At 61.4% G+C, this 21867-nt stretch carries 19 protein-coding genes and 1 pseudogene; 9 read left to right on the top strand and 11 right to left on the bottom strand.

The window, feature by feature from the left end:
• Positions 1–310: 310 nt before the first annotated feature.
• The gene (locus PYV00_RS04310; RefSeq protein WP_275227029.1) at positions 311–823 is read right to left on the bottom strand and encodes a hypothetical protein; all 513 of its coding nucleotides are present in this window, start codon (positions 821–823) and stop codon (positions 311–313) included.
• Positions 824–826: 3 nt separating this feature from the next.
• Between PYV00_RS04310 and PYV00_RS04315 the strand changes: the two genes are divergently transcribed.
• The 3 genes from PYV00_RS04315 to PYV00_RS04325 all read left to right on the top strand — a co-directional run bounded on the left by PYV00_RS04315 (position 827) and on the right by PYV00_RS04325 (position 3375).
• Entirely contained in the window at positions 827–1636 is an 810-nt protein-coding gene (locus tag PYV00_RS04315; RefSeq protein ID WP_275227031.1) for a sugar transferase, read from the top strand.
• 390 nt (positions 1637–2026) lie between these two features.
• Positions 2027–2695 (top strand): hypothetical protein, encoded by a 669-nt coding sequence (locus PYV00_RS04320; RefSeq protein WP_275227032.1) that lies wholly within the window; start codon positions 2027–2029, stop codon positions 2693–2695.
• A 143-nt stretch (positions 2696–2838) separates the two neighbouring features.
• Positions 2839–3375: a MarR family winged helix-turn-helix transcriptional regulator gene (locus tag PYV00_RS04325; RefSeq protein ID WP_275227033.1), complete on the top strand. Its 537-nt coding sequence runs from the start codon at positions 2839–2841 to the stop codon at positions 3373–3375.
• A gap of 139 nt (positions 3376–3514) precedes the next feature.
• Here the strand turns inward: PYV00_RS04325 and PYV00_RS04330 are convergent, their stop codons facing one another.
• Together PYV00_RS04330 and PYV00_RS04335 are read right to left on the bottom strand one after the other, a co-directional pair.
• The gene (locus PYV00_RS04330) at positions 3515–4822 is read right to left on the bottom strand and encodes an IS5 family transposase (RefSeq protein WP_275227034.1); all 1308 of its coding nucleotides are present in this window, start codon (positions 4820–4822) and stop codon (positions 3515–3517) included.
• Between the two features lie 65 nt (positions 4823–4887).
• A pseudogene (locus PYV00_RS04335) lies at positions 4888–5673 on the bottom strand (IS5 family transposase).
• 143 nt (positions 5674–5816) lie between these two features.
• Between PYV00_RS04335 and PYV00_RS04340 the strand changes: the two are divergent.
• The 5 genes from PYV00_RS04340 (at position 5817) to PYV00_RS04360 (ending at position 8196) form a co-directional block, all read left to right on the top strand.
• Positions 5817–5969, top strand: a complete 153-nt coding sequence (locus tag PYV00_RS04340; protein WP_275227035.1) for a hypothetical protein — start codon at positions 5817–5819, stop codon at positions 5967–5969.
• 635 nt (positions 5970–6604) lie between these two features.
• Positions 6605–7249, top strand: coding sequence for a S24 family peptidase (locus tag PYV00_RS04345; RefSeq protein ID WP_275227036.1), 645 nt, complete (start codon positions 6605–6607; stop codon positions 7247–7249).
• 13 nt (positions 7250–7262) lie between these two features.
• Positions 7263–7688 (top strand): thermonuclease family protein, encoded by a 426-nt coding sequence (locus PYV00_RS04350; protein ID WP_275227037.1) that lies wholly within the window; start codon positions 7263–7265, stop codon positions 7686–7688.
• The gene (locus tag PYV00_RS04355; protein ID WP_275227038.1) at positions 7679–7999 is read left to right on the top strand and encodes a DUF5818 domain-containing protein; all 321 of its coding nucleotides are present in this window, start codon (positions 7679–7681) and stop codon (positions 7997–7999) included. The genes PYV00_RS04350 and PYV00_RS04355 overlap by 10 nt, the downstream gene beginning before the upstream one ends.
• Complete coding sequence (locus tag PYV00_RS04360; RefSeq protein WP_275227039.1) at positions 7999–8196, top strand: DUF6961 family protein; 198 nt, start codon at positions 7999–8001, stop codon at positions 8194–8196. The genes PYV00_RS04355 and PYV00_RS04360 overlap by 1 nt, the downstream gene beginning before the upstream one ends.
• 24 nt (positions 8197–8220) lie before the next feature.
• Here PYV00_RS04360 and PYV00_RS04365 read toward each other — a convergent pair whose 3' ends face one another.
• The 4 genes from PYV00_RS04365 to PYV00_RS04380 are packed head-to-tail and all read right to left on the bottom strand — an operon-like array spanning position 8221 to position 14184.
• A complete protein-coding gene (locus tag PYV00_RS04365; RefSeq protein ID WP_275227040.1) occupies positions 8221–8469 on the bottom strand; it encodes a hypothetical protein in 249 nt (82 codons plus the stop codon).
• A gap of 60 nt (positions 8470–8529) precedes the next feature.
• On the bottom strand, positions 8530–11454 hold the full coding sequence (gene mobF, locus PYV00_RS04370; protein WP_275227041.1) for a MobF family relaxase: 2925 nt from the start codon (positions 11452–11454) through the stop codon (positions 8530–8532).
• Positions 11455–11491: 37 nt separating this feature from the next.
• Positions 11492–13861, bottom strand: coding sequence for a type IV secretion system DNA-binding domain-containing protein (locus PYV00_RS04375; RefSeq protein WP_275227042.1), 2370 nt, complete (start codon positions 13859–13861; stop codon positions 11492–11494).
• The gene (locus PYV00_RS04380; RefSeq protein ID WP_275227043.1) at positions 13858–14184 is read right to left on the bottom strand and encodes a hypothetical protein; all 327 of its coding nucleotides are present in this window, start codon (positions 14182–14184) and stop codon (positions 13858–13860) included. Before PYV00_RS04380 ends, PYV00_RS04375 begins: the two co-directional genes overlap by 4 nt.
• 672 nt (positions 14185–14856) lie before the next feature.
• Here PYV00_RS04380 and PYV00_RS04385 point away from each other — a divergent pair.
• On the top strand, positions 14857–18408 hold the full coding sequence (locus tag PYV00_RS04385; protein ID WP_275227044.1) for a tetratricopeptide repeat protein: 3552 nt from the start codon (positions 14857–14859) through the stop codon (positions 18406–18408).
• Between the two features lie 63 nt (positions 18409–18471).
• Here the strand turns inward: PYV00_RS04385 and PYV00_RS04390 are convergent, their stop codons facing one another.
• From PYV00_RS04390 to PYV00_RS04405, 4 genes are read right to left on the bottom strand one after another with little or no spacing between them, the layout of a single operon-like run.
• Positions 18472–18801: a helix-turn-helix domain-containing protein gene (locus PYV00_RS04390; protein ID WP_275227045.1), complete on the bottom strand. Its 330-nt coding sequence runs from the start codon at positions 18799–18801 to the stop codon at positions 18472–18474.
• Complete coding sequence (locus PYV00_RS04395) at positions 18788–19186, bottom strand: type II toxin-antitoxin system RelE/ParE family toxin (protein ID WP_275227046.1); 399 nt, start codon at positions 19184–19186, stop codon at positions 18788–18790. Before PYV00_RS04395 ends, PYV00_RS04390 begins: the two co-directional genes overlap by 14 nt.
• Positions 19179–20420, bottom strand: coding sequence for a tyrosine-type recombinase/integrase (locus PYV00_RS04400; RefSeq protein WP_275227047.1), 1242 nt, complete (start codon positions 20418–20420; stop codon positions 19179–19181). Before PYV00_RS04400 ends, PYV00_RS04395 begins: the two co-directional genes overlap by 8 nt.
• On the bottom strand, positions 20417–21673 hold the full coding sequence (locus PYV00_RS04405; protein WP_275227048.1) for a tyrosine-type recombinase/integrase: 1257 nt from the start codon (positions 21671–21673) through the stop codon (positions 20417–20419). Before PYV00_RS04405 ends, PYV00_RS04400 begins: the two co-directional genes overlap by 4 nt.
• Between the last annotated feature and the right edge of the window lie 194 nt (positions 21674–21867).

Consider the following 21867-nt stretch of genomic DNA (forward strand, 5'->3'; position numbering starts at 1 on the left):
ACATAGATTCAGATTTTCACCGCATTGGGAATCCCCTGTGAGTCAGGCACTGCGAAGGCTGGTATCAGTCAATTTTTGCGATGTTTGCCCTTTGGCCCAAGCGATTGGCTATGCGCGCGATACTCATTTCCCATCTCCGCTTGACTCTGTCGCGTGACGAAGCGACTTCTTGCCAATAAACGCCTCGCCCATGTGAGGATCCCTGGGAAGGATTCGCTACCAGGATATCTCGTGGATGAGGGCAGTAAGCGTGAGCGAACCCGTAAATCTCCGATATTCGTCGCGCGGCGAGATGCTGGTCGCTCCGTCGCTAGCGAAGCTTCGTCTTCAGTTTTATGTCGCCATGATGGCCTGCGATTTCCTCGCGATTATCGCAGGATTCGCGCTGGCCTCCCTTATACATTTTGGCGTGCCGACGCTGCGGGAAGCGCTGTCCGTTGGCCCTTTGCTTCTTCCAGTATTCCTGATAGTCGCCAGCTATAATCGCTGCTATTCGCTTTTGGCGCTGCAGGATTTCGCGAGAGGCATTTTTCGCGCAGAGGTTGCCCTCGCCGTCGCAAGCGTAACCACGGTCCTGCTGGCGTATTTTGTAGAATCGACCGATGAACTGTCGAGGATTGAATTGGTTGGGGGCGCGACGCTCGCCGGCTTCTTCGTCATCGTGGGACGGCTGCTGATTCGATCTGTCATGCGATGGCGTTGCGGCCCTAGCGTAATCAACCAGCTTGTGATCGACGATGGCGGCCCGCGCATCACGGTTACTCCCGCCATTCACATCTCCGCAGCGAGGTTTGACCTTCGTCCCGACTTGCAAGACCCACATGCCTTGCACCGCTTGGGCCTTATCCTACGCAATATCGATCGGGTGATCGTGAGCTGCCCGCCCGATCGCCGCGCGGCCTGGGCGCTGATGCTCAAGGGCGCGAACGTCGATGGCGAAGTGCTCGACGACGAAGTCGCGCGGCTGGGCGCGCAGGGCGCGCGGGTTTCCGGAGGCCATGGCCTGCTGCTGATCTCGGCCGGGCCGCTGGGGCTGCGCGACCGCGCGATCAAGCGCCTGTTTGACTTGGCCTTCGCCGCCGGCGCGATCCTGGCGCTTTCGCCGCTGCTGCTGCTGGTCGCCATCGCGGTCAAGCTGGAGGACGGCGGGCCGGTGTTCTTCATCCAGCGCCGGATGGGCCGGGGCAACCGCTTCTTCGACATGTACAAGTTCCGCAGCATGACCGTGACGCAGGCGGACAACGACGGGGTCGTCTCGGCCAGCAAGGGCGATCAGCGGGTGACGCGCGTCGGCCGACTGATCCGCTCGACCAGCATCGACGAGCTGCCGCAGCTCTTCAACGTGCTGATCGGCGACATGAGCCTGGTCGGCCCGCGCCCCCACGCGATCGGCTCGCAGGCGGGCTCCAAGCTGTTCTGGGAAGTCGATCTGCGCTACTGGCAGCGCCACTGCCTCAGGCCGGGCCTGAGCGGGCTGGCCCAGATCCGCGGCTTTCGCGGCGCGACCGAGCACGAGACCGACCTGATCGACCGCTTGCAGTCGGACCTCGAATACCTCGAAGGCTGGACGATCCTGCGCGACATCAAGATCGTGCTGCTGACGATCCGCGTGCTGGTGCACGACCGCGCGTTCTGAACGCCGTGTTGCCCTGGGCAGATGTCATTCGCGGGGCGTTGAGTGAATTCTCCAGAGCGCAATTTGTCTGCGAGTGCCATGCCAGTCGATTTCGTCGGCAGGCAGCGTGACAAATGTCAGAGCATCCTCATATAGCGCGTCAATCAGGGTTTCAGGCGAAACGCCAACTGGCCACGAGCGCAGCTTCTGCTCCTGCCAAACCAGTCTCACGAGCGAGACCATAGCGTCGTTGACCTATCCACAATCCATCCCCTGCGCGGCACAAATCGGGAACGACAGAATGTCATTGTAACATGCCATCGGCTGCGCAAATAGCCGTTAACAAGAGCAAAGGCCCATATAGCAATTTGCCAATTCGGGTGCACACATGCAAGGCCAAGGATACCCAGCATGAAGAGCTTTGTCGCGCAAGGCAAATGGGCCGCAATCCTTGCCGTGACGACTGCTTCCTGTTCTTCGGGAAAGGAGGAGGCCGTATGGCCTTCGGATCAGGCGTCCGAGCGCCTGGAATGGATGGAGGGTGTCGATCAGTCCCAAGTCGCTTATGACGATCATGACCAGTTGACCCGCTGCTGGCAACAAGGGAGCGGTTATGACTGCGTGACGGTTTTCGCGAACGACGGCGCAACCGCTAATCCCCTCGCGCAACCACTGGTGCACTATCTCTTGCGGTTTCAGACGGGCGAGCTACCTTCTCGCCGCCGCGCTCTTGAAGATCTTTCGGTCGCCGATGGCTATCAGTGCGAAATACAGCGTCAGGGCCACGCCAAACTTCTCAAGGAGACGATCTGGAAAGACCGCAGGCCGGTAGAGCAGCACATGTCCGGCCCGACTCCGGATCGGGTGCCATGGACACTTGAGGAAATCGCCCGCCTGACCGCAAAGCATGGCCTTCGTCCACAAGATGCCTATTTCCTTTGCTCGCTAGTTGATGAGGTCGTTGAAAGACAGGGGCTTCTGGCCGTCGATTCTCCGCTCATCACCTATGGCACTATCTTCCTTAATCAGGCGCGCTTCGCCAAACCCGACCCTGTCATCACCAGAAAAGCACGACGGTGATGTGCGTGAGCGCTCGGCGCATGTACTCCATTTTGGAGGTATGACTGTCCGCTTCCTCTTGCCGCTTCGGATTTTCTCCCTATTGCAGCTCCTGCATCAAACCATTTGATCACGAGATGAGCCACCGAACTGAAAGAGCTCCCATGCCAGACACCAAAGAGCGCCAGCAACGCGCCCGAACGAATAAAGCACGTCACGAAGCCAAGGGGCTTGGCGATGAAGCGGAGGTCTTGCGTGAAATTGCGTTCAAAATCCTAGATATTGCAAAGATGATAGACAAATCCGAGACCAACGGATCGCAGTTTGCGACAGTGGATTTGGAAAAAAAATTTAATGACATATTTCAATCATCGACCACTTTCAGATTATATACGTACGCTATGAATGAATACCAACGCCGGAGAAGGCGCGATTCACTCTTTCCTGCGGATTTATTTGGAGAGGCAAGTTGGGATATGTTACTTTTTCTCTTTATCAGCAAAATCAAGGGAATGGATATAAGGGTAACTCACTTGTGCGAAAGTTCCGGTGTCCCCAGCACAACGGCATTGCGCTACATTGACGCGCTCCTGAAGCACGACCTAGTGGTTAAGGAGCGCTCTCTCAATGACAACCGAAGCATGTTCGTGCGCTTGACTCAGACCGGGTTCGATTTCATGAGCAAGGCTCTGGACCGTTGAAAGTTGGACGCTTCGAAGAACTGTCTGATTTCGACGCGGTAGGCGCGGTGGCGGTTGCCAGGGACCGTGGAGGGTTCGATGCTCGGGCTTGACCTGCTGATTTCCGGTTGATCAGCCGGCCTTTTGGGCCATTTCCGGGTCAAGCAGGCGCAGTGCGCCCCTCGAGCCAGGCGAGCCGCTGGAAGTTGTACACGAGGTTGGCCATGCCGATCTTGATGCGGGCGCGGGCAATGCCGATGGTGCGCACGATCAGACCCATGCGGCGTTTCTGCCCGGCAAAGACATGCTCGACCGCCGAGCGGATGGCTGAGCGCTTCGCATTGGCGCGAGCGACGCGCTCGGGCATGGCGCGGCGGTTCGGCTTGCGCTGGTGGATATGGCTCTTGAACATACCCCGCTCGAGGAAGGCCTCGTTCTTCTTCGACCGGTAGGCGGTATCGGCCCAGACCCCTGATCCGGTGTTGCTCGTGCTGATCAGGTCCGGCAACCGGGCGTCGTCATGGGCATTGGCGGCGCTCGCATCCCAGGTGTCGATGCCCACGTGGTTCTTGTAACCGAACATCGGGATGGCGAGATCGACCGGCTTGAAGGCCTTGGGATCGGCGCCTTCCTTCACCTTGGCCTTGGTGTACTTCACGCTCCAGCGGGCATCGCGATCTTTCTGCCTGAGTTTGGCGGGCTTTGCTTTCCATGTCTCCGGAATCCGGCCGTCCTTGATCGCGGCCTTCTCTTCCTCGGTGTTGCGCTGCTTGGGTGCCGGTACCACCGTGGTATCGATGATCTGGCCACCCATCGCGAGATAGCCCCGATCAGTCAGAGCCGCATCGAAGCGGGCGAAGAGCTTGTCGATCGCCTTGGCCTGCACCAGGCGCTCGCGGAACAGCCACACCGTCGTTGCATCGGGCACCGTGTCATCAAGGCCAAGGCCCAGGAACCGCTGGAACGAGAGCCGATCCTTGATCTGGAACTCCGTCGCTTCGTCCGACAGCGAGTACAGCGCCTGCAGCACCAGGATCTTGAACATGAGGACCGGGTCAAACGGCAGTCGGCCACCCTTGCCACGAACGCTCCGACGCAGAGCGGCAATCAATGGGCCTCGGAAAACCTCGAAGTCGACCACCCCAGCCAACCGCTCAAGCGGACCACCGTATTCCTCCCAGAGAACCTGCAGCGTCACGTGCTTGCGCTTCAGCTCACGCGCAACCACCGACCAGTCCGGCTCCGGCTGCTTGCGTCGGCCCGGCTTCACACCGGACACGCCGTAAAGACGCCCCTCCAGATCGGCGTCCGTCATCTCCGCCGGAACCGGCCAGGTCAGTCCCGACCACCCGAACCGCCTCAACGTGTCGCGGACCGTCGTAGGCCCAACGCCGACCCGCTCGCCAACCACCCGTGTCGAAAGCCCCGCATCCAGGCTAAGACGCAAAATCTCGCGCACATGGCGCATCGCAACCCTCCTCGTCGGCATCCATTTCCTCCGGCCGTTATCCGACCGGCGAAATGGCCCAACGATCAGGTGCTCCCCACCGCGAACTGCGCGCGATCATCTCGGAATGCTGCGCGGACAATTCTCGGAACGCTGCGCGCGATCATTTCGGAATCCCGCGCGCGATGGCCTCGGAATCCGCACTCTACCACCCAGCGGCGTGGGTGGACGGTAAAGCCGGCCTGCCCGACGATCTTGCGCACGATCTCGATGTCGATCGAAGTCGCTTCGCCGACCCGCGCAGCATTGTAGGCGCTGTCGGCGAACGCCTTGGCGACGAAGGGATGCCGATGGCGAGACCGCTTCAGCAGGGGCACGGCGCCGTCGCGATCCTGCACGTCACCGGGGTGCACGAGCAGCTCCAAGGCTCGGCCGTCACTGTCGACCATCGCGTGCCGTTTGCAACCCATGACCTTCTTACCAGCATCATAGCCACGCGGGCCGCCGGCCTCCGTCGTCTTGACGGACTGGCTGTCGATGACGGCTGCTGAAGGCGCTTCCTCCCGGCCATGCCGAGCACGATCCGCGAGCACCAGAGCATGATTAAGGGATTGGAAGAAGCCCCGATCCCGCAGCTAGGCGAACCATCGATAGGCCGTCTGCCATGGTGGGAAGCCTGGCGGCAGGCAACGCCACGGCGCGCCGGTGCGGAGCACGAACAGGATCGCATCAAGCAGGAGGCGCCAAGACCAACGACGCGGGCGGCCGGTCGCCGGGGCCGCTGGAAGGAAAGCGACAACGATCTGCCACTCGGCGTCTGTCAGGCTACTTGGATATGCAAGATACTGACGCCGAGTGTCGCGGGTCCACATGGTCTCTCCGAGGAAGGTGTAAGCAACCTCTCTGAATCAGTCCGTGCCGCGATGCTCAACACTTAACCGGTGCAGGGGACGACTATGGGCGAAGAGCGTGACGAGTATGGCGTGCCCATCGAACCAGCCGAGCGCAGCAGGTCATGCTCGGCCTTTTCGACCTGCTGGATGAAGCAGGACTGGCCGAATTTCCTGCTGATCTGATTGGCGAGCTCAACCTTGTCCGCCTTAAATTCATGGACGAATTTGAAACTCGATTTCCGGGCTACGGCCAAGGACGCGTTACATGGCGTTGACCGCGCTCACCTTACGAAACGGGCTCTAAGCGCCAGAGTTTTTCGAACCGTCCAGTTCTCGTGCCGTCGCCATCAGGATTTTTCCGGGAGTAACCTGGCCTTTCCAAAGCAGCGGGTGGGCTGGCTCAGCGCGTCCTTTCTAGCGCCGCGAGCTGAAGTTGACGGCTTGAACCGGCGCTCGGGGCTCGCGATTTTACGTTCCCGCCGCGCGAACTTTTGGTTTCGCTCAACGATAGAGGGTTATGGCTCACAAGGACTCAATAGTGCATCGCAGCAATGGGAAAGACTGGCGCTGAAACCCGAATTTTCTGCCGGCTTCACAACGGCTCGGAAAAGCGCGTCGCGTCGTCCCGAAGCTTGCATTCTTCCAAAATGAATTCGCATATGCGTTGCTGGACCTTCTGCCTCGGCTCACGTCCGCCGCGCAAGTCCTGCACAAACCTGGGATCCGCAACCGCAATCCTCCCAAAAGTGCTCGCCCGCATCCCAGTCCGCGCCAAATATCCTTCGACCTGCTCGAGTAGCTCCATCACCTTCGACTCGCTCTGCGCTTGCGTTCCGGTTATGTTCATACTAGGAAAGTCCCTAGAGTCTAAGATCAAATTCCTAGGAAGATACGATAGGAACCACCAGCCATGGACGACGCACGTAGGACCCTCGACGAGCTGATCCAGAAGCGAGGGGTCAATTACTCCTCGATATCGCGCCTCCTCGGACGCAATGCAGCCTATATCCAGCAGTACATCCGACGCGGCAGCCCCAGGCAACTGGACGAGCAGGATCGCGCGGTGCTGGCCCGTTTCTTTGGTGTCGATGAGAAGGTTCTCGGCGCCCCTGAACGGCGTTCAGGACCCGCTGTCGAACTGGTCCATGTGCCCGTGCTCGCGGTCGAGGCCTCTGCCGGTCACGGTGCGCTCGCCGAAATAGAAGGCAAATGCGCCCAATTCGGATTCGATGGAAAATGGCTGCGACGGCTGACAGCCAGCAAGGCAACGAACCTGTCGATCATCGCGGTTCATGGAGACTCAATGGAGCCCACCTTGCATGACGGTGACGAAGTGATGGTCGATCTTGGCGATGGCGCATCGCGCCTGCGCGACGGAATTTACGTGATGCGCATGGATGACATGCTCAACGTGAAACGTGTGGCGATCGAACCGCAAGGCAAGCGGGTCTCGGTGTTGAGCGACAATCCCGCCTATCCCAGTTGGCGCGGTCTCGAAAAGCGCACCATCAATATCGTCGGCCGCGTCCTGTGGTTCGGCCGAGCGCTACGCTAGGCTCACCATCCCGATGCTTGTCATTCTTGCCGCCTCGATCGTCGCCGCCGGGCAGACCTTCACTTGCACGCCCACCCATGTCTGGGACGGCGACGGCCCCGTCTGGTGCGCAGAGGGACCGCATCTCCGCATCGCGGGTATCGCGGCGCGCGAAATGGATGGCACATGCCGCTCCAACCAGCCCTGCCCCTCTGCCTCGGCGGTAGAAGCCCGTGATGCGCTGGTAGGCCTGCTGGGCGGGGCGCGCGGCACCATCCCGACAGGTCATGTCGTCGTTCGAGGTCCGAGGCTGACATGCCGCTCCGAAGGGTCTGCCGGAGGCAGCAGGACAGCCGCCTGGTGCCGCCTGCCTTCGGGCGCCGATCTCTCCTGCGCCATGATCCGCACGGGGACGGTTCTTCGCTGGGATCGCTATTGGAAGGGTCAGGCGTGCCGCTAGGCGCCGACCTGCATCTCACCGGATACCTAGAAGAAGGACCATATGGCCTGCTTCTTCGGAGTGGCGGCGGCGTGTGGGAACTGGACGCGCGGCGCCCGTCTCGCCGCCTGATCGGCTGCGAGGTCGAAGTCACGGGCCAGCGCGCCGGCTTCAACGGCATCGTCTGCGATCAGATCTGGCCGGCAGGACAGCCCCGCCCTGGTCGGCAAGGACTCGGGCTCAGGCTCAACGTCGAATATCTGCTGACCGCAGCATTCGTGGGCTACGGCCTCATAGCCTTGCTATTCGGCCTCGCCGGACATCTCCACTGATGCTCAGCGAGTGGGAACTCTGGGCTTGTGCCAATCAGGTGCTGACGACGCATGGCGACAAGGCCTCGCTCCATGTCGCCGAACAGATTGGCGCCCTGGCGCTGGCCGGCGACGCGGCAGGCATCCAAACCTGGCAGGCTATCGCCGAACGGATTGGGCAGTTGACCGGAAAAGATGGCGATACACCGCTGCAATGAGCGGAGCATCACGCAACATGCGGCTTACCCGATCGGCGCCAGGTCGCCCGGAAACAGGCAGGGCTGAATTCCGCCGCTGGTATAGCCATCACCCTCGATAACGAAGCCACGCATCCTCTCGACCAGATGCCGCGCAAGATCGACACGGGCGCTGCGCTGGGCCCGCGGATCATCGGCGTTCAGACCGGCGAGCGTCGGCTCGGGCGCCACGGCGAGCGCAACTTCGAGATGGGTCAGCAGGACATCGTCAGCGATTCGGGACATGATCGCCATGAGAACAAATATAGAACTTTTAGTCAATCGGCTGCATGCGGATGGATGCGGAAAGCCCGGTTAGATTCCGATCTCGAAAGGCTTGGTGAGCGAGCGGTCCAGTTCCGGCGGATCGCGCGCCGGCGCCGGCGCCCGATCCTTCGCCCGGCCTCGCGCGGCGGCATCGCGCAGAAGATCGACGGTCTCCAGAGCCGAGCGCTTCATTCCCGGATTGCGTTCGATTGCGGCCTCGAGCTTGCCGGCATTGTCGACGAACAGGGTCAAGCCATCGCGCAAGCGGGTGACCGTCACCAGGAAGGTTTGCTGGTTCGCCAGATTACGCTCCCGGCTGTCCATGACCGCGATCCCCCGATCGGACGTCAGGCCCTGTGCCATGTGGGCATTGAGGGCATAGGCTAGATCGAGCCGCTCGAGCATCGGATCATCGCGCCCCAGTGTGTGCTGGGCCCCGAGCGAGGTCTTCACCGTGACGGATTTGCCATCGATAGCGGTGATGCGCGCCTGATCGGCATTGAGGAGGCCACGCTTGTGATCGGTCTCGGTCCAGCGGATCCGGTCGCCCGCATGGATGTAGAGCGCGCGAACTTCGAACAGGCGCAGCAGATCCTGCTCGCCTTGCGGCCGCAACTGGCCGGGCCGGAATTCGAAGCGGCGGCCACGCTCGTTCTCGAGGCTGACCCGCTCGCGTGCCATGTCGGTTTCGACCACATGGTAGCGCCCTGGCCGCAGGCCCTGGGCTCGCTGGCGCCGGTCGACCTCGATCACCATCCCGGCTGCATAGCTGCGCGCATAACGCAGTTCCTCGCGCGTCACGTTGACGCGCGAGAGGGTTTCGAGCCGCATCGACCCTGAACCCAGTTCGCCGTTGGCTTTCAAGCCGGTCTGGACGGCCTCATTGACCTCACCGCGTAGCGCCCGGCCCGAGGCATAAATCGATGTCGTCTCGCGCTCTGCCGGCGACAGGGAAAGCCAGGCCGCCGCCGCTTCGACCGCAGCCCCATTCCCGGCTTCCACGACATGGCCTCCCAGATGCCGCAGCGCCTCGTCGATGTGACCGCCTTGGGCGGCATATTGGGCATCGCGCAGCGCCTTCTCACGCGCACGCAGATTGACGTTCATGATTGCGGTTTCGACGCCCGCCTGCTGCATCACGTCGAAGGGTTTTCCGGCATCGACCGCACCAAGCTGCTTCCTGTCGCCGATACTGGCGAAGCGGTCCAGTTCCAGCAGGTTGGCGAGACGAACGAGCTTCTCCTTGTCGGCGTTGCCGACCATCGAGGCTTCGTCGAGCAGCACGACGGTGCCGCGCATAGCGGCCTTTGCCTCGGCGAGCCGCGATGGGTCGGCCCCTTCGAGCAGGTCTCGATGCTGGCGCAGGAAGCGCGACACCGTCATCGAGGGAATGCCGGTTTCACGCTCGAGCATCTGGACCAGCGTATTTTGCACCGCGAGGCCGAGCACGGCCCTGCCTTCCTCGCGCAGCACATCGGCAACCGGTTTCAGGACGGTGCTCTTGCCGGCGCCGGCGACACCCTGGATCGCGACGATCCGGTTGTGCGAGGCCAGCAGCAGGCGTCCCGCGCCTTCCTGGCCCGGGTTCAGCGTCATGCCGTATTTGAGCTGGGAGAGTGCCTGCAGCCGCTCCCCGGCAACATCGGTCGGGACGATCGCGGGAGCGAGGCCGCGCCCGCTTTCGACGGCGGCAATGATGCGCTGTTCAAGGCCGAGCGCATCGCGGGTCGTGACAAGGTCGCGATCGGCGCCCTTGCCCTTCAGGAGGTGCCCCTGGCGCAGCAACTGGTCGACACGGTTCTCGATCTCGATAATCGATGTGGGGAGCGCGAAACTAAGTGCTGCGCGGAAAATATCGGCGCGGGTAAAGGCCGCCTCACGCTCGCCGAGGTGGCGGATGGCGGAGGCAACAGCATGGACCGCGGCAATCTGCTCCGGTGTCCGGTTCCCCATCCGCGCGGGCAGGAGTGGGTCACTGTCCTTGAGGCCAAGACGCGTCGCGAGGGCGGCGGCAAGCGCGCTGCCCTGCCGCACGAGTCGGACCGCCACCTGTCCAAAGCCCGCGACGTTGCCGATGTCCTGCGCTGCGCGCGCGTTGGCCCGGGCGATCACCTGCGCGGGATCGAACCCGAGCTTGGCGGCGGCCTCTCCCCACTGCCGCGCAAGCGCATCGCGATCCACGATCCGGCCCTTCTCTGCTCGCGTCATGAGGTTCGCGACATTGCGTGCCGCAAGACCTTTTCCCTCCATCGTGGCCAGCCGATCGAGGATTTCCGCGCGCCGGGAACTGAAGGCGTCGCGAATGGCCTTGGGAACGCCGACGGCCTCAAAATTGCCGTGCCTGCCATATTCGCCGACCTCATAGCCGAGCGTTTCGACCGCCAGCCGAAAGCGCGCCATGGTCATCGCGTTGAGCAAGGTATTGTGCTCCCAGAGCTTGTCGTTCCGAAGCGCCCGCCACTTGCCGTCTGGACTCTGCGTCACATTGGCAACGACCGCATGAAAGTGCGCATTGGGCTCCTGGTTGCGGTTCGTGTCGTGCTGAAACAGACCCACGACGAGATTGCCCGTCGTGACGACCCGCTCCTTGCCGCGCACCTCCATCCGCGTCTGAGCGAGGTTCTTCTCGGCCCAGGCCAGGGTCTCCCTGACCGCTACGGCGTAAGCATCGAGGATGCGCTTGTCCCCGCCGACCAGGGCCAGGATCGACCAGCTTTTGGGCATCGAGAAAGTGAGATCCGTGCCCGCACGATGAACGCGATTGTCGCTGCCGACGCGGCTCCCGTCTGGCAGCAATCCCTTCAACACAGCCTCGAACTGCTTCGCCTCGATTGGCCCACGCAGGCCAAGTCTGTCGGCGCCCTTGCCGAGCCATTCGCCCGATCGGTCGGCATCGGCGCGCGTGTAGTAATTGTCGGCGGCGAAGTAATTGGCAGCGCCGCCGGCGGTGCGGACATTGGCTACAGAGAGCATGATGCCCAACCCGGCCGTGCGGCGCCTAGCTCACGCATCACAGTTCCAGATCGCCGAGATCGGGACCTTCGCGTGACGGGGTATCGCGCTCAGGCAATCCGTCCTCGACCATCAGCCGACGGGCCTCGGGCTCACCGGTTCGACCTGCCGCCTTGTCGGAATCGGATGGCCGGCTTGCCGGTGCCTTTGCCGGTGGAGCATCCGGCCGGCCGGCTTCTCTCGCGTCCCTTTCGGGATCGCTCTCGGCGGTGGTCCGATCGCTGCGAGATCCTAGTCCCGTGGGAGACGCAATCGGGATTGGCGCGGCATCCAATGACGCCTTCGCGCCCTTTGTCTTCTCGCCCGGTTGGGCGGCGCGGGAAGGCTTGTCTGTAGGATCATTCGCTTGCGCACGATCGGCTTTCTTCAAGCCTTCCTGTGTCGTCGGCGTGCGATCACTGGCGTCCGGATCAAGCGCGAGAACACCCTGTTTGGGAACAACCGGCTTGCTCACGCCGTCGTCGTTGGAAGACGGATGCTCGGCAGCGGCAGAAGTTGATGGATGGGACGAGACACCGGCGGGTGTCTCGCGGCGAAACGAGGCGGCGACAGGGCGCTCCTCAGCCCGCCCGATGAAGGTCTCAGCCAGCCTTGGCCGACTTATCGGCTTCAACCTCACGGGAGCCGCCGGGAAGCCGTCAGGGAATTTGATGTACCCCGAAAGCCGGGACAGGTTCATCAGCTGGTCGGGCAGGAGCAGCGGCTCGATATGTTTGCGCGGCGTCAGGCTGACCGCATCTCGGGCGTTGTTGTAGCCGTAGGTGTAGCCTTCCTCCATGTCCCGGACCTGACGGTGGCCGATGAAATCCGAGCACCAGGTCGCCGTCTCGCGGTCCGCCGTGCCGAGGATCAGTTTGGTGCGGGCCAGCGACGACAAGGTCATCGCCATGTTCTCGCCGTAGACCTCCTTGAGCTTGGCGTAGGCGTGCAACCCTAGGACAATCGCGCCGCCGAAATTGCGCGCGGTCTGGAGCCCTTTCTCAAGCGCCGGCAGCCTGTGCAGCGCTCCCAGCTCGTCGACGAAAAACCAGCACTTGAGGTCCCGGGTTCGCGGGCCAGCCATCAACGTGTTCATCGCCGTGTCGAGCCAGAGCGTGAGCAACTGCGCGCAAACGCTCATGTCGACATAGCGCGCCGAGATGAACACGACCGAGCCCTTGCCCTCGGCGTCGTGACCGCCGTTCTCGATCCACTGGCGAACCGAGAAGCGCCTCCCCGAGCTGGGCAAGAGCTTCAGCGCCTTGGCATTCACGTTGAACACCGCACGGATCGATTCCGCCATCCGGGCCGCTTCCGGTGCGGTTAGCGGATCGGCGATCGTGCCGCGCATCATGGCATGGACGCGCGACAGATCGGCAGTCATCAATTCGCGCGCGAGCGCTTCGTTCGTACCCCTACCCTCGGCGACCAGCTTCAGGCAGAACTCGACGAACAGCGCACGGGCAGCGATCACCCAGAACTGTGCTTCCCCGCCGCCATCATGCGGGACAAGCGCTTCGGCAGCGGCCCAGAACTCACCCTCTGTACGGCATTCGTCGAACAGGCTCCACTGCGGGCAGCGGGCGTCGAGGGGATTGAGGATGGTGTCCCGATGGCCCTCGTGAAAATGCTCGATGTACGCGCCGGTGAGATCGAAGACGACGCAGCGTTGCCCTTTCGCCCGGGCCTCCGCCAGCATGTCCGACATGGCGACGGTCTTGCCCATTCCGGTCGTGCCGATGAGCATCGCGTGACTCTGTTCGAGACGCCAGGGATAGATGACCGTGGCGAGGTGCGATGGCTGGTAGGGAAACGCCCGGGCCAGTTCGCGCGGGGTACACAGGCGCCATTTCCACCCGAGCGTTTCCGACAATTCGCGGGCACGCTCGCGCCGGTTGTGGTCACGCAATTCGTCGACGAGTTCGGAAAGCGTGACGAGCATGGCCCCGCGCTCGTGCTTGCGCTCCTTGGAGCGGCTGCCGAACCGCGCGGCGAACCAGTAAAACAGCACGAAACTGGGGACGAGAAACAGCGCCGATCGCACGAGCGCAGCGCCAAGCAAATCGAGCATATGCTCCCAGGTGCGAACCACCGGCGGGAAGGTATCGAGCATCGCGATGGGGAATTGAACGGAACCGCCAAACGCCGTTTCGAGGGCGATCTTCTTGGTCGGATCGAACTCCATGAAGCCGTAAAATGCGGCATAGGCCCGCATCCAGACGAGATAGACTTCCTGGTCGGTCAGACCCGTCGAAAGGGTCCACCACGAGGTCCACGCGATAACGATGGCAGCGATGACCAACGGCCCCTTGAGACCGGCCGCGAACATGAAGCTGAAGTGTCCGAGCAACTGACTGCCGCGGGTGAAATTGACGAGGTTGCGTTTCATGAGACGCCTCCCTCGCCGGCGGCCCCGGCCACACCGATTTCCTTGCACTTGCGGGCGTAGGCCTGGTGCGCCCGTTCGCGCAAACCATGGTCGGCATGTCCTGCGAGCAGCGCATCCACACCGACCATCAGGAAGACGGACTGACGCGAAATGCGCTCGACGGTGGTGCTGAAACGGGACGTGAGTTCTTCCTCCGCGCAGGCATTCGCGAGCAGCGAGCGAACCCATTCGCTCATGCTGATTCCCCTGGCTTTGGCGGCCTTGCGGATCAGCAAACTAAGCTCGCTGGAGATGTAAACCTGGAGACAGATTGGCCGTGTCATGCACGGACTCCTTGTGGTCAGGAGCCCGGTGCGCACTGCGAAAGGCACTGCAGGGTCTAAGTCATTTATAAGAACATGTCAAGAACATCGAGGAGCGCGCGTTTCCGCGGGTTGCGCCGGTCGATGCGGTCGCCTCCACGTAAGGCGAAGGAGCCAAGTCATTTTTGACGGAGAAGCTGCCCTTTTCGATTTCGAACAAAAATGAACGCATTTTCAGCGATATACTTGCAGAATCCACGGTGACTTGTCGCGTACGGTGTGCGCGAAGTTGTTCCATGTTTGGACCGTTGTGATCCACCATTTACGCCTTCGACTATGGAGGCGAAAGCCGCAGGATTGCTTGGCTTTTGTAGCCTATCCGGCGTTTGAGGGATAGGCTTTGTCAAAGGCGAACTTCCTCAAAGCCGCTTCTTTTGTATCAAATGGCAAGCTTACCGAGTCGATCTGTGTGAAGATTTTGCGTTCTGGTTTGAGATAATCTCGTGACGCGCTTCGCAGCTAAATCTACGTTCTCCTGACCGTCTGGTCTTCTGGCGATTCGTCACTACAGTGGCTCCGAAAAGGGGCCGTAGGTATATGAAAGTTCTTCTCGCTGCGCTCGTCGCCACGAGTGCGCTCACGAGTGTAGCGTACGCTGCCGATAAGCCGGTGTTCGGCCCAGCGCCTGTCTGGGTGAAGCCTGTTACTCCGCCACCGGCGCCCGCGAAGGCGGACGAAGCGCCGGTTCGTATTCTGCTATCCGACCAGCAAGTCGCGTTGGAACGCGGACAGCAGACAGTCTATTCCGAAACAACGCTAAAGATTCAGACTCCACAAGGACTAGCCGCAGGAAACATTTCGCTACCGTGGCGCCCCGACACCGACGTTCTGACTGTCCACAAACTTCTGATCCGCCGCGGTGACCAAACCATTGACGTGCTCAAATCGGGCCAAACGTTCACGGTTCTTAGACGAGAGCAGAACCTGGAAAGTGCGACCCTAGATGGCGTCCTCACAGCTAATATTCAGCCCGAAGGTTTGCAGGTAGGCGACACCTTGGAGATCGCCATGTCAGTGTCGTCGAGCGACCCAACTCTTAGGGGTCACGTCGAGCAGATCGCCGGGGTCTGGAACGGCTTTCCGATCGGACGGGCACATCTACGAATTCAGTGGCCGACCAACCTTCCGGTACGCGTCCGCCAGACCGCCTCCCTGCCCGAGCTTAAGGCAACGAAGACAGGCAACACCTCCACTGTCGAGCTCTCGCTCGACAATGTGGAGCCAATCGTTCCGCCGAAGGGAGCGCCGCCTCGTTACCGCATTGGGCGCCTCGTTGAGGTGACCGATTATGCCGCTTGGGCCGATCTGGGTGCGCTTATGGCACCACTCTATGAAAAAGCTGCCACGATCCCGGTGCAGGGTCCGTTACAGTCGGAGCTCGAGCGCATACAGAGCCTCTCGCCCGACCCCAGGGTCCGCACCGAGGCAGCGCTCGCACTAGTCCAGGACAGGGTGCGTTACGTCGCGCTGGCGATGGGAGCGGGCGGCTACGTTCCCGCCGACGCCGAGACGACGTGGTCGCGCCGGTATGGCGACTGCAAGGGCAAGACAGCCCTTCTCCTTGCACTCCTTCACGCCATGGGAATCGAGGCGGAACCCGTTGCGGTCAGCACGACCTTCGGCGACGGCCTAGACGCGCGTTTGCCCATGGTGGGGCTGTTCAATCATGTGCTGGTCCGAGCATCCGTGGCGGGAAACACTTACTGGCTGGACGGAACGAGAACGGGCGATACCAGCCTCGACAGGCTGACCATTCCCAATTTCGGTTGGGGTCTTCCCCTTCTCGCTAAAGACGCCGCGCTTGTTCGCATGGTGCCGACGCCTCTCGCGACACCGACGCAGGATGTTTCCATTCGGATAGACGCGAGCAAAGGGATCTCGGCTCCCGCTCCAACTACCGTCGAGACCATCATGCGTGGTGATGAGGCGATCGGCGCCAACGCAGCACTGGCAAACCTCGTTGGGGAAGCGCGCGACCGCGCGTTGAAGGATTATTGGAAAGACCAGTACGATTTCATCGATGTGAAAACGGCAAGCGCCAGCTTCGATCAAAAGGCAGGCGAACTCCGTCTGTCGATGACAGGCGAGGCGAAGCTGGATTGGGCGAATGGCAACTACCAGACGGACGGAACGAACGTCGGCTATAGGGCCGATTTCGGCCGTGATCCGGGTGTAGACAAGGACGCCCCTTTTGCCGTCCCTTATCCCTACTTCACGCGCACTCGCGAGACGATCGTGCTTCCGAAGGGGGCCGGCGAGTTCAAGATCGGAACGGGGATGGAGGTCGACGAAACCGCAGGCGGAATCGAGTATCGTCGCCACGCGAGTATTGCGGGTGGCGTGTTCACCATCGAGAAGACCGAACGTAGCGTCGTCGCAGAGTTTCCCGCCAAGGAAGCTTCCGCGCATCAAGCGGCGCTACGGATGCTCGACGATCGACCTGCATCGGTCCGAATGCCAGCGGGGTACAAATACTCCGGCAGCGATATTTCGGCAATCCAAGCCGACGTGCCGACAACATCGTCAGGATACGTCAGCCGCGCCAAGGTTTTCATCAATCGGGGAATGAGGAAGGAAGCTCTTCTAGACTATGACAAGGCAGTCGAGCTCGACCCGAACAACGTCTACGCTTGGGCAAACCGCGGAATCACTCGGGTGCAGGTCGGGGACCTCGCAGGAGCAAGAAGCGATCTCGCTAAGGCCGAGGCGATCGACCCGGCGTTCGTTCAGAACGGCATTGGCCGGGGAATGCTTGCCGATGTCGAACGTCGCCCGCAAGACGCCGTGGAGGCTTACACAAGAGCTTTGGAGCAGGAACCTGACAATCGCTATGCGATCGAGCATCGGGCAGCAGCATATACCAGCCTCGGGGATACGCAAAGTGCGCTCGCTGATCTGACATCAATTGTCGAGAAGAGGCCCGACGACCCAGACGCCTACATCGCCAGGGGCAACTTCCTCCTGAACCAGCAGGAATACGACAAGGCCATAGCCGACTTTGACAAAGCGCACTCCCTAGACCCATCCAGTGAATGGCTGCTTGCAAATCGGGGTATCGCACGGGTTTGGAAGCGGGACTTCGCTGCAGCAGCTACCGACCTCGATGCCGCGGCCAAAATCAATCCGAAGAATGCCGTGGTGTATCGTGCCCGTGGGCTGATGTCGCAGCAAAAGGGCGCATGGCAGGACGCGATAGCAGCGTACACTTCGGCGTTGCAGCTTGAGCCGGACAACGGCTTTGCGCTGGGTCATCGGGCCGAAGCAGCGCGTGCGGCGGGTGATGACGAGGCTGCCCTTCGTGATGCGGCTGCGGCGATCAAGCAGCAACCCGGATGGATTGACCTCTATCTCTTGCGAGCGAATCTTTTCCGTGGGCAAGGCAGAGAGGCCGAAGCGCTTGCTGAGGCCAAGGCCGTCACAGCTGCCAATCCAGACAATAACTACGCTCACGTCGTCGCCGCAAACATCTACAGTGCCTTTCATCAGGACGCTGAAGCGATGCGGGCATACGACAAGGCAATAGCGCTGAAGCCTGAGGCATACATCTACCTGAACCGTAGCCTCCGTAGACCGAAGACCGATCTGGCAGGCCGCCGGGCGGACCTCGATGCCGCGCTGAAGCTTGATCCAAATTTCAGCGAAGCCATTTCGCAAAAGGCCAACTTGCAGGCGGAAAACGGAGACCTAACTGGAGCTATCTCGACCTATTCCGCTGCACTTCAGAAGTCTCCAGACGACCTTGCACTTCTTTTGGGGCGCGGCATCGCCTTTGCTCGTTCGGGTGATGCAGCGCACGCTGACGCTGACTTCCAGCGAGCCAGAGGGAGGGCGACCGAGGCAGTGATCTTCAACAATATGTGCTGGGCGAAGGCGACTGCCGGAGTGGCGCTCGAATCGGCGCTTGCTGATTGTGAAGCGGCGCTTACAAAGGCGCCCGACGTGGCCGGATATCTTGACAGTCGCGGCTTGGTTTTGCTTCGGTTAGGTCGGCTTGATGGTGCCATATCTGACTACGACCGGGCACTCGCTAAAAGTCCAAATTTGCCAACGTCTCTATTTGGCCGAGCCGTCGCTTGGGCGCGTAAGGGCGATCGAGCGAAATCCGAAGCCGATCTTCGCGCAGCCCTATCGATCGATCCAGATATACGGACAAGCTTCGAAACATATGGTGTTAAGCTGCCATGACGGTGCAGATCATTACCGCACTCTCACTAGCGGCAGATCTTATTCTTCGCAGGGTATCGCAATTCAAGCTACCGCACCCAGCCCACTGCGCTGGATGATGGACAGTAGCCGCAACGCCGGACCTCCCGGCTTCTTCGCGCCCCGCTCCCAGTCCGACACTAGGTTCTTCGACACGTTGAGATAGCGCGCGAAGACCGGTTGCGAGACATGCTCTGCTTCGCGGATAGCTTTGATCTCGTCCGGCGAGAGGATTGGCGCAGGCGCAAGGCACGCCTCGTCGAACTCGCGCATGGTGCGCTTGTCGATGCTGCCCGCGTCGTGGAGGCCTTCCATCATCTCGTGGACGGCGGCCATCGCCTCACTCTTGTAGGTCTTTGCCTTAGCCTTGCTCATCGTCTTTCACCTCGACCAATCGGCCTGCGTCAACTTCCGTTTCGATCTGATCTTCGCCCAGCTCCAGCATGATGCTGGCGGCCTTGCGATAGACCTTCAGTTCCGCCGCACCCAGGTTGGCCTTGTCGCTCTTGGCGAAGGCAAACACGAATATGGCCCGCTCGCCCGAGCGGAAGATCAGGATTGAGCGATAGCCACCCGATTTGCCGCCGCCCTGGCGCGCGATGCGCTGCTTGATGAGGCCGCTGCCAAGATCGGCATCGATCAGGCCGGTCTCGGCCCGATGCACGGCATCAGCAAGCGTAGCATCGCTGATCTTTTCCTTAGCCGCGAACTTAGCAAACCAGCGGTTGGCGTAGATGCGGATGCGCGGGTTCTCAGTCATGCAGCAACGGCCCACTATCATACTTAGTGTTACGGCTCAATGAATATGAGCCGTTGATGTTGCGCTCGATCAGGTCGCCGATCCGCCAGGCTGCCTCGATGACGTGGCCATCGTCAAGATGGGCATAGCGGGTGGTCGTGCGCACATCGGCATGGCCAAGCAACTTGCCGATCATCGGCAGAGTTTCCGAATGGGCGGCGGCATGGCTGGCAAAGCTGTGCGGGAGATCATGGATCCGAACGCCGGGAAGCCCCGCCTCGTCTCGCAACCTGCTCCACAAGTTGCCGATGTCGGTGATCAGGCGTTGGGTAGCCGGGTTCCAGAACACATAGCGCTGCTTCTCCCGGCGTGGCAGAGCGTGGAGAATGGTCGCAGCCGCCTCGGCCAGCCAGACCGTGCGCGGACCGGTCTTGCTGTCGGTCAGCAGCAAGCGCCTTCCCCGCACCTCGCTCCATTGGAGACAGGTGATCTCCGACTTGCGGCAGCCGGTAAGGATCAGCAGGCTGATCGCTGCGCAATGCAGTGGGAAGGTTTTGCGGTGCCGGTCGAGCACTTCCCCGATTCGTTTGAACTCCTGATCGGACAGGAAGCGCTCACACTTCCGCCCCTTGTTCTTGCGGATGTAGAGGCAAGGGTTCGAGCCTTCGGGCCGCACTCCCCATTGCTCGGCCTTGTTGAACATGGCGCGCAGGATTTCGCAGCAACGGTTGGCCGCGCCAGGGCCACCGGTGTTGGTGACCCGGTTGAACCATTCCTGCACATGGCGTTCCTCGATCTCGTCGAGGAACAGGCCTTCGAAAGCCCGGTCGAGATATTTCCGTTTGTAGTAGCGATGGGTGTAGAGCGTGGATGGCTTCCATCTCGGCGAAACGCGGTCCCAGTACGTCTTCAGGAAGTCGCGGTAGGACGGAACCTTACGCAGCCGCTTACGCTCCTCCGCCGGATTCTCGCCTGTCTGGGCACGGAGCAGAACACAGCGCGCCACGTCCATCGCCTGCGCACGGCTCAGCACTTTGGCGTTGCCGATCGTCACGGTGCGGGTGCGCCCTTCCATGCGTGCCTGGACGATGTAGACCTTGCGCCCGCTGACATAATGCCGGGTGCCAAAGCCGGGTAGCTCGCGCGTCCAGCACGTCTTGCGCAGTTCACCCAGGCCACCGCACTTGCCGACAACATGGAGCCGAAGATTGCCCAGTTCCTCGGCGACGATCCCCCGCAGGGTCAGCGCATTCATTGCCCCACTCCAATCAGGCGCGCGATGGAGCCGGATACGCGCTCGGCGGCATCGGCGACGATCTCGTCGGACAAGTGCGCATATCTGGTCGTCGTTTCTGCCAGCGCGTGGCCCAACAGCTTGCCGATCACCATCAGTGAAATGTTGTCGCGGATCGCGACCGAAGCAAAGCTGTGGCGCAGGTCATGCAGACGCACATCCGGCAAGGCCGCGCGTTTGCGGATTTTCGACCAGTGAATGCCGAGCGTGATCGGCTTGTCGGAATTGCGGAATGAGGGAAACAGCAGGCCGGTTGGTTTTCTGTCTGGCAGGGTTGCAATCACGTCGGCGGCCTGCCGGTTGAGATAGACAATCTTCGCGCCGGTCTTGCTGTCGGGCAACATAAGGCGCGGTTCCTGCACACATTCCCAGCGTAGTTGCTCGATCTCGCCGCAACGCGCGCCAGTGAAGATCAGCAGGCGGATCGCTGCGACATAGAGCGGCTGCTCCGCCTCGTAATCCCGCAATGCCGTGGCAAGCCGTGCATATTCATGGCTAGCGAGAAACCGCTCCATCGGCTTGCGTTTGTAACGCGGCGTCCCCTTGCAGGGATTGGAGCCGCGCAGTCGCAGGCCGAGGCGTTCGGCGTATCCCATCATCGCGGAGAACACCGGCAAGGTGCGATTGAACATGCCGGGGCGTTCGACAAAGCTGTCGCGCCAGAACAGGATATCGCCCTTCGCCAGATCGTCGATCCGCCGGTCACCGAACGCGCCGAGAATTTCTTTGAAGATGGCGCTCTCATTGCGCTTGCGGGTTGAAGGCTTCCAGTGTCGCGCATAGTCAGCCCAGAAGCGTTCGGCATAGTCCCGCAGCAAGGGCGCATCGGTCTTCTGTGCTGCGCGAGCCTTCTTGCGCGTCGGCAAGCCATCAAGCGCGACCTCGGCCAGCTTCGCCCGCGCTAGGCGTCGGGCCGTGGCGGGAGAGATGTCGCGGGAGGTTCCCAGCGACACCCGCCGCAGCTTACCGCGCTGGCGGAACAGCACGAACCATGTCCGCCTGCCGCCGCGATTTACGCGCAGGCCAAGGCCCGGCAGATCGATGTCCCAATATTCCCGAATGCGCTTGCCCGGATTGCGGCGGGCGATGTTGCCGTTGAGCCGAACCCGGTTGGACGGCTTTGCCTTTTCACCACTCCCGCGCCCTTCACCGGATCGGGCTGAACGATGATTCGGGGCTTCATTCGCTGGTAGCAGATAGCCATTTGCTTGCATTGACTTGCTCCTCTTTATAGAGGAACAACTTCGCGTAACCTATTGCTTAACAATATCTTTCTGCCGCATGGCGGCGTAAGGCGCGCCCCTGCCCCCTGTTTTCGGAGTAGGGACCAGCAAGCTGATCCGACCTGTCCATCGAGCCCGGGAATGACTTCCCGGCAGGGCGGAAGCGTCATCCTACCACGTGGGAT

Source organism: Novosphingobium album (ex Liu et al. 2023) (assembly GCF_029076845.1).
GTDB lineage: Bacteria > Pseudomonadota > Alphaproteobacteria > Sphingomonadales > Sphingomonadaceae > Novosphingobium.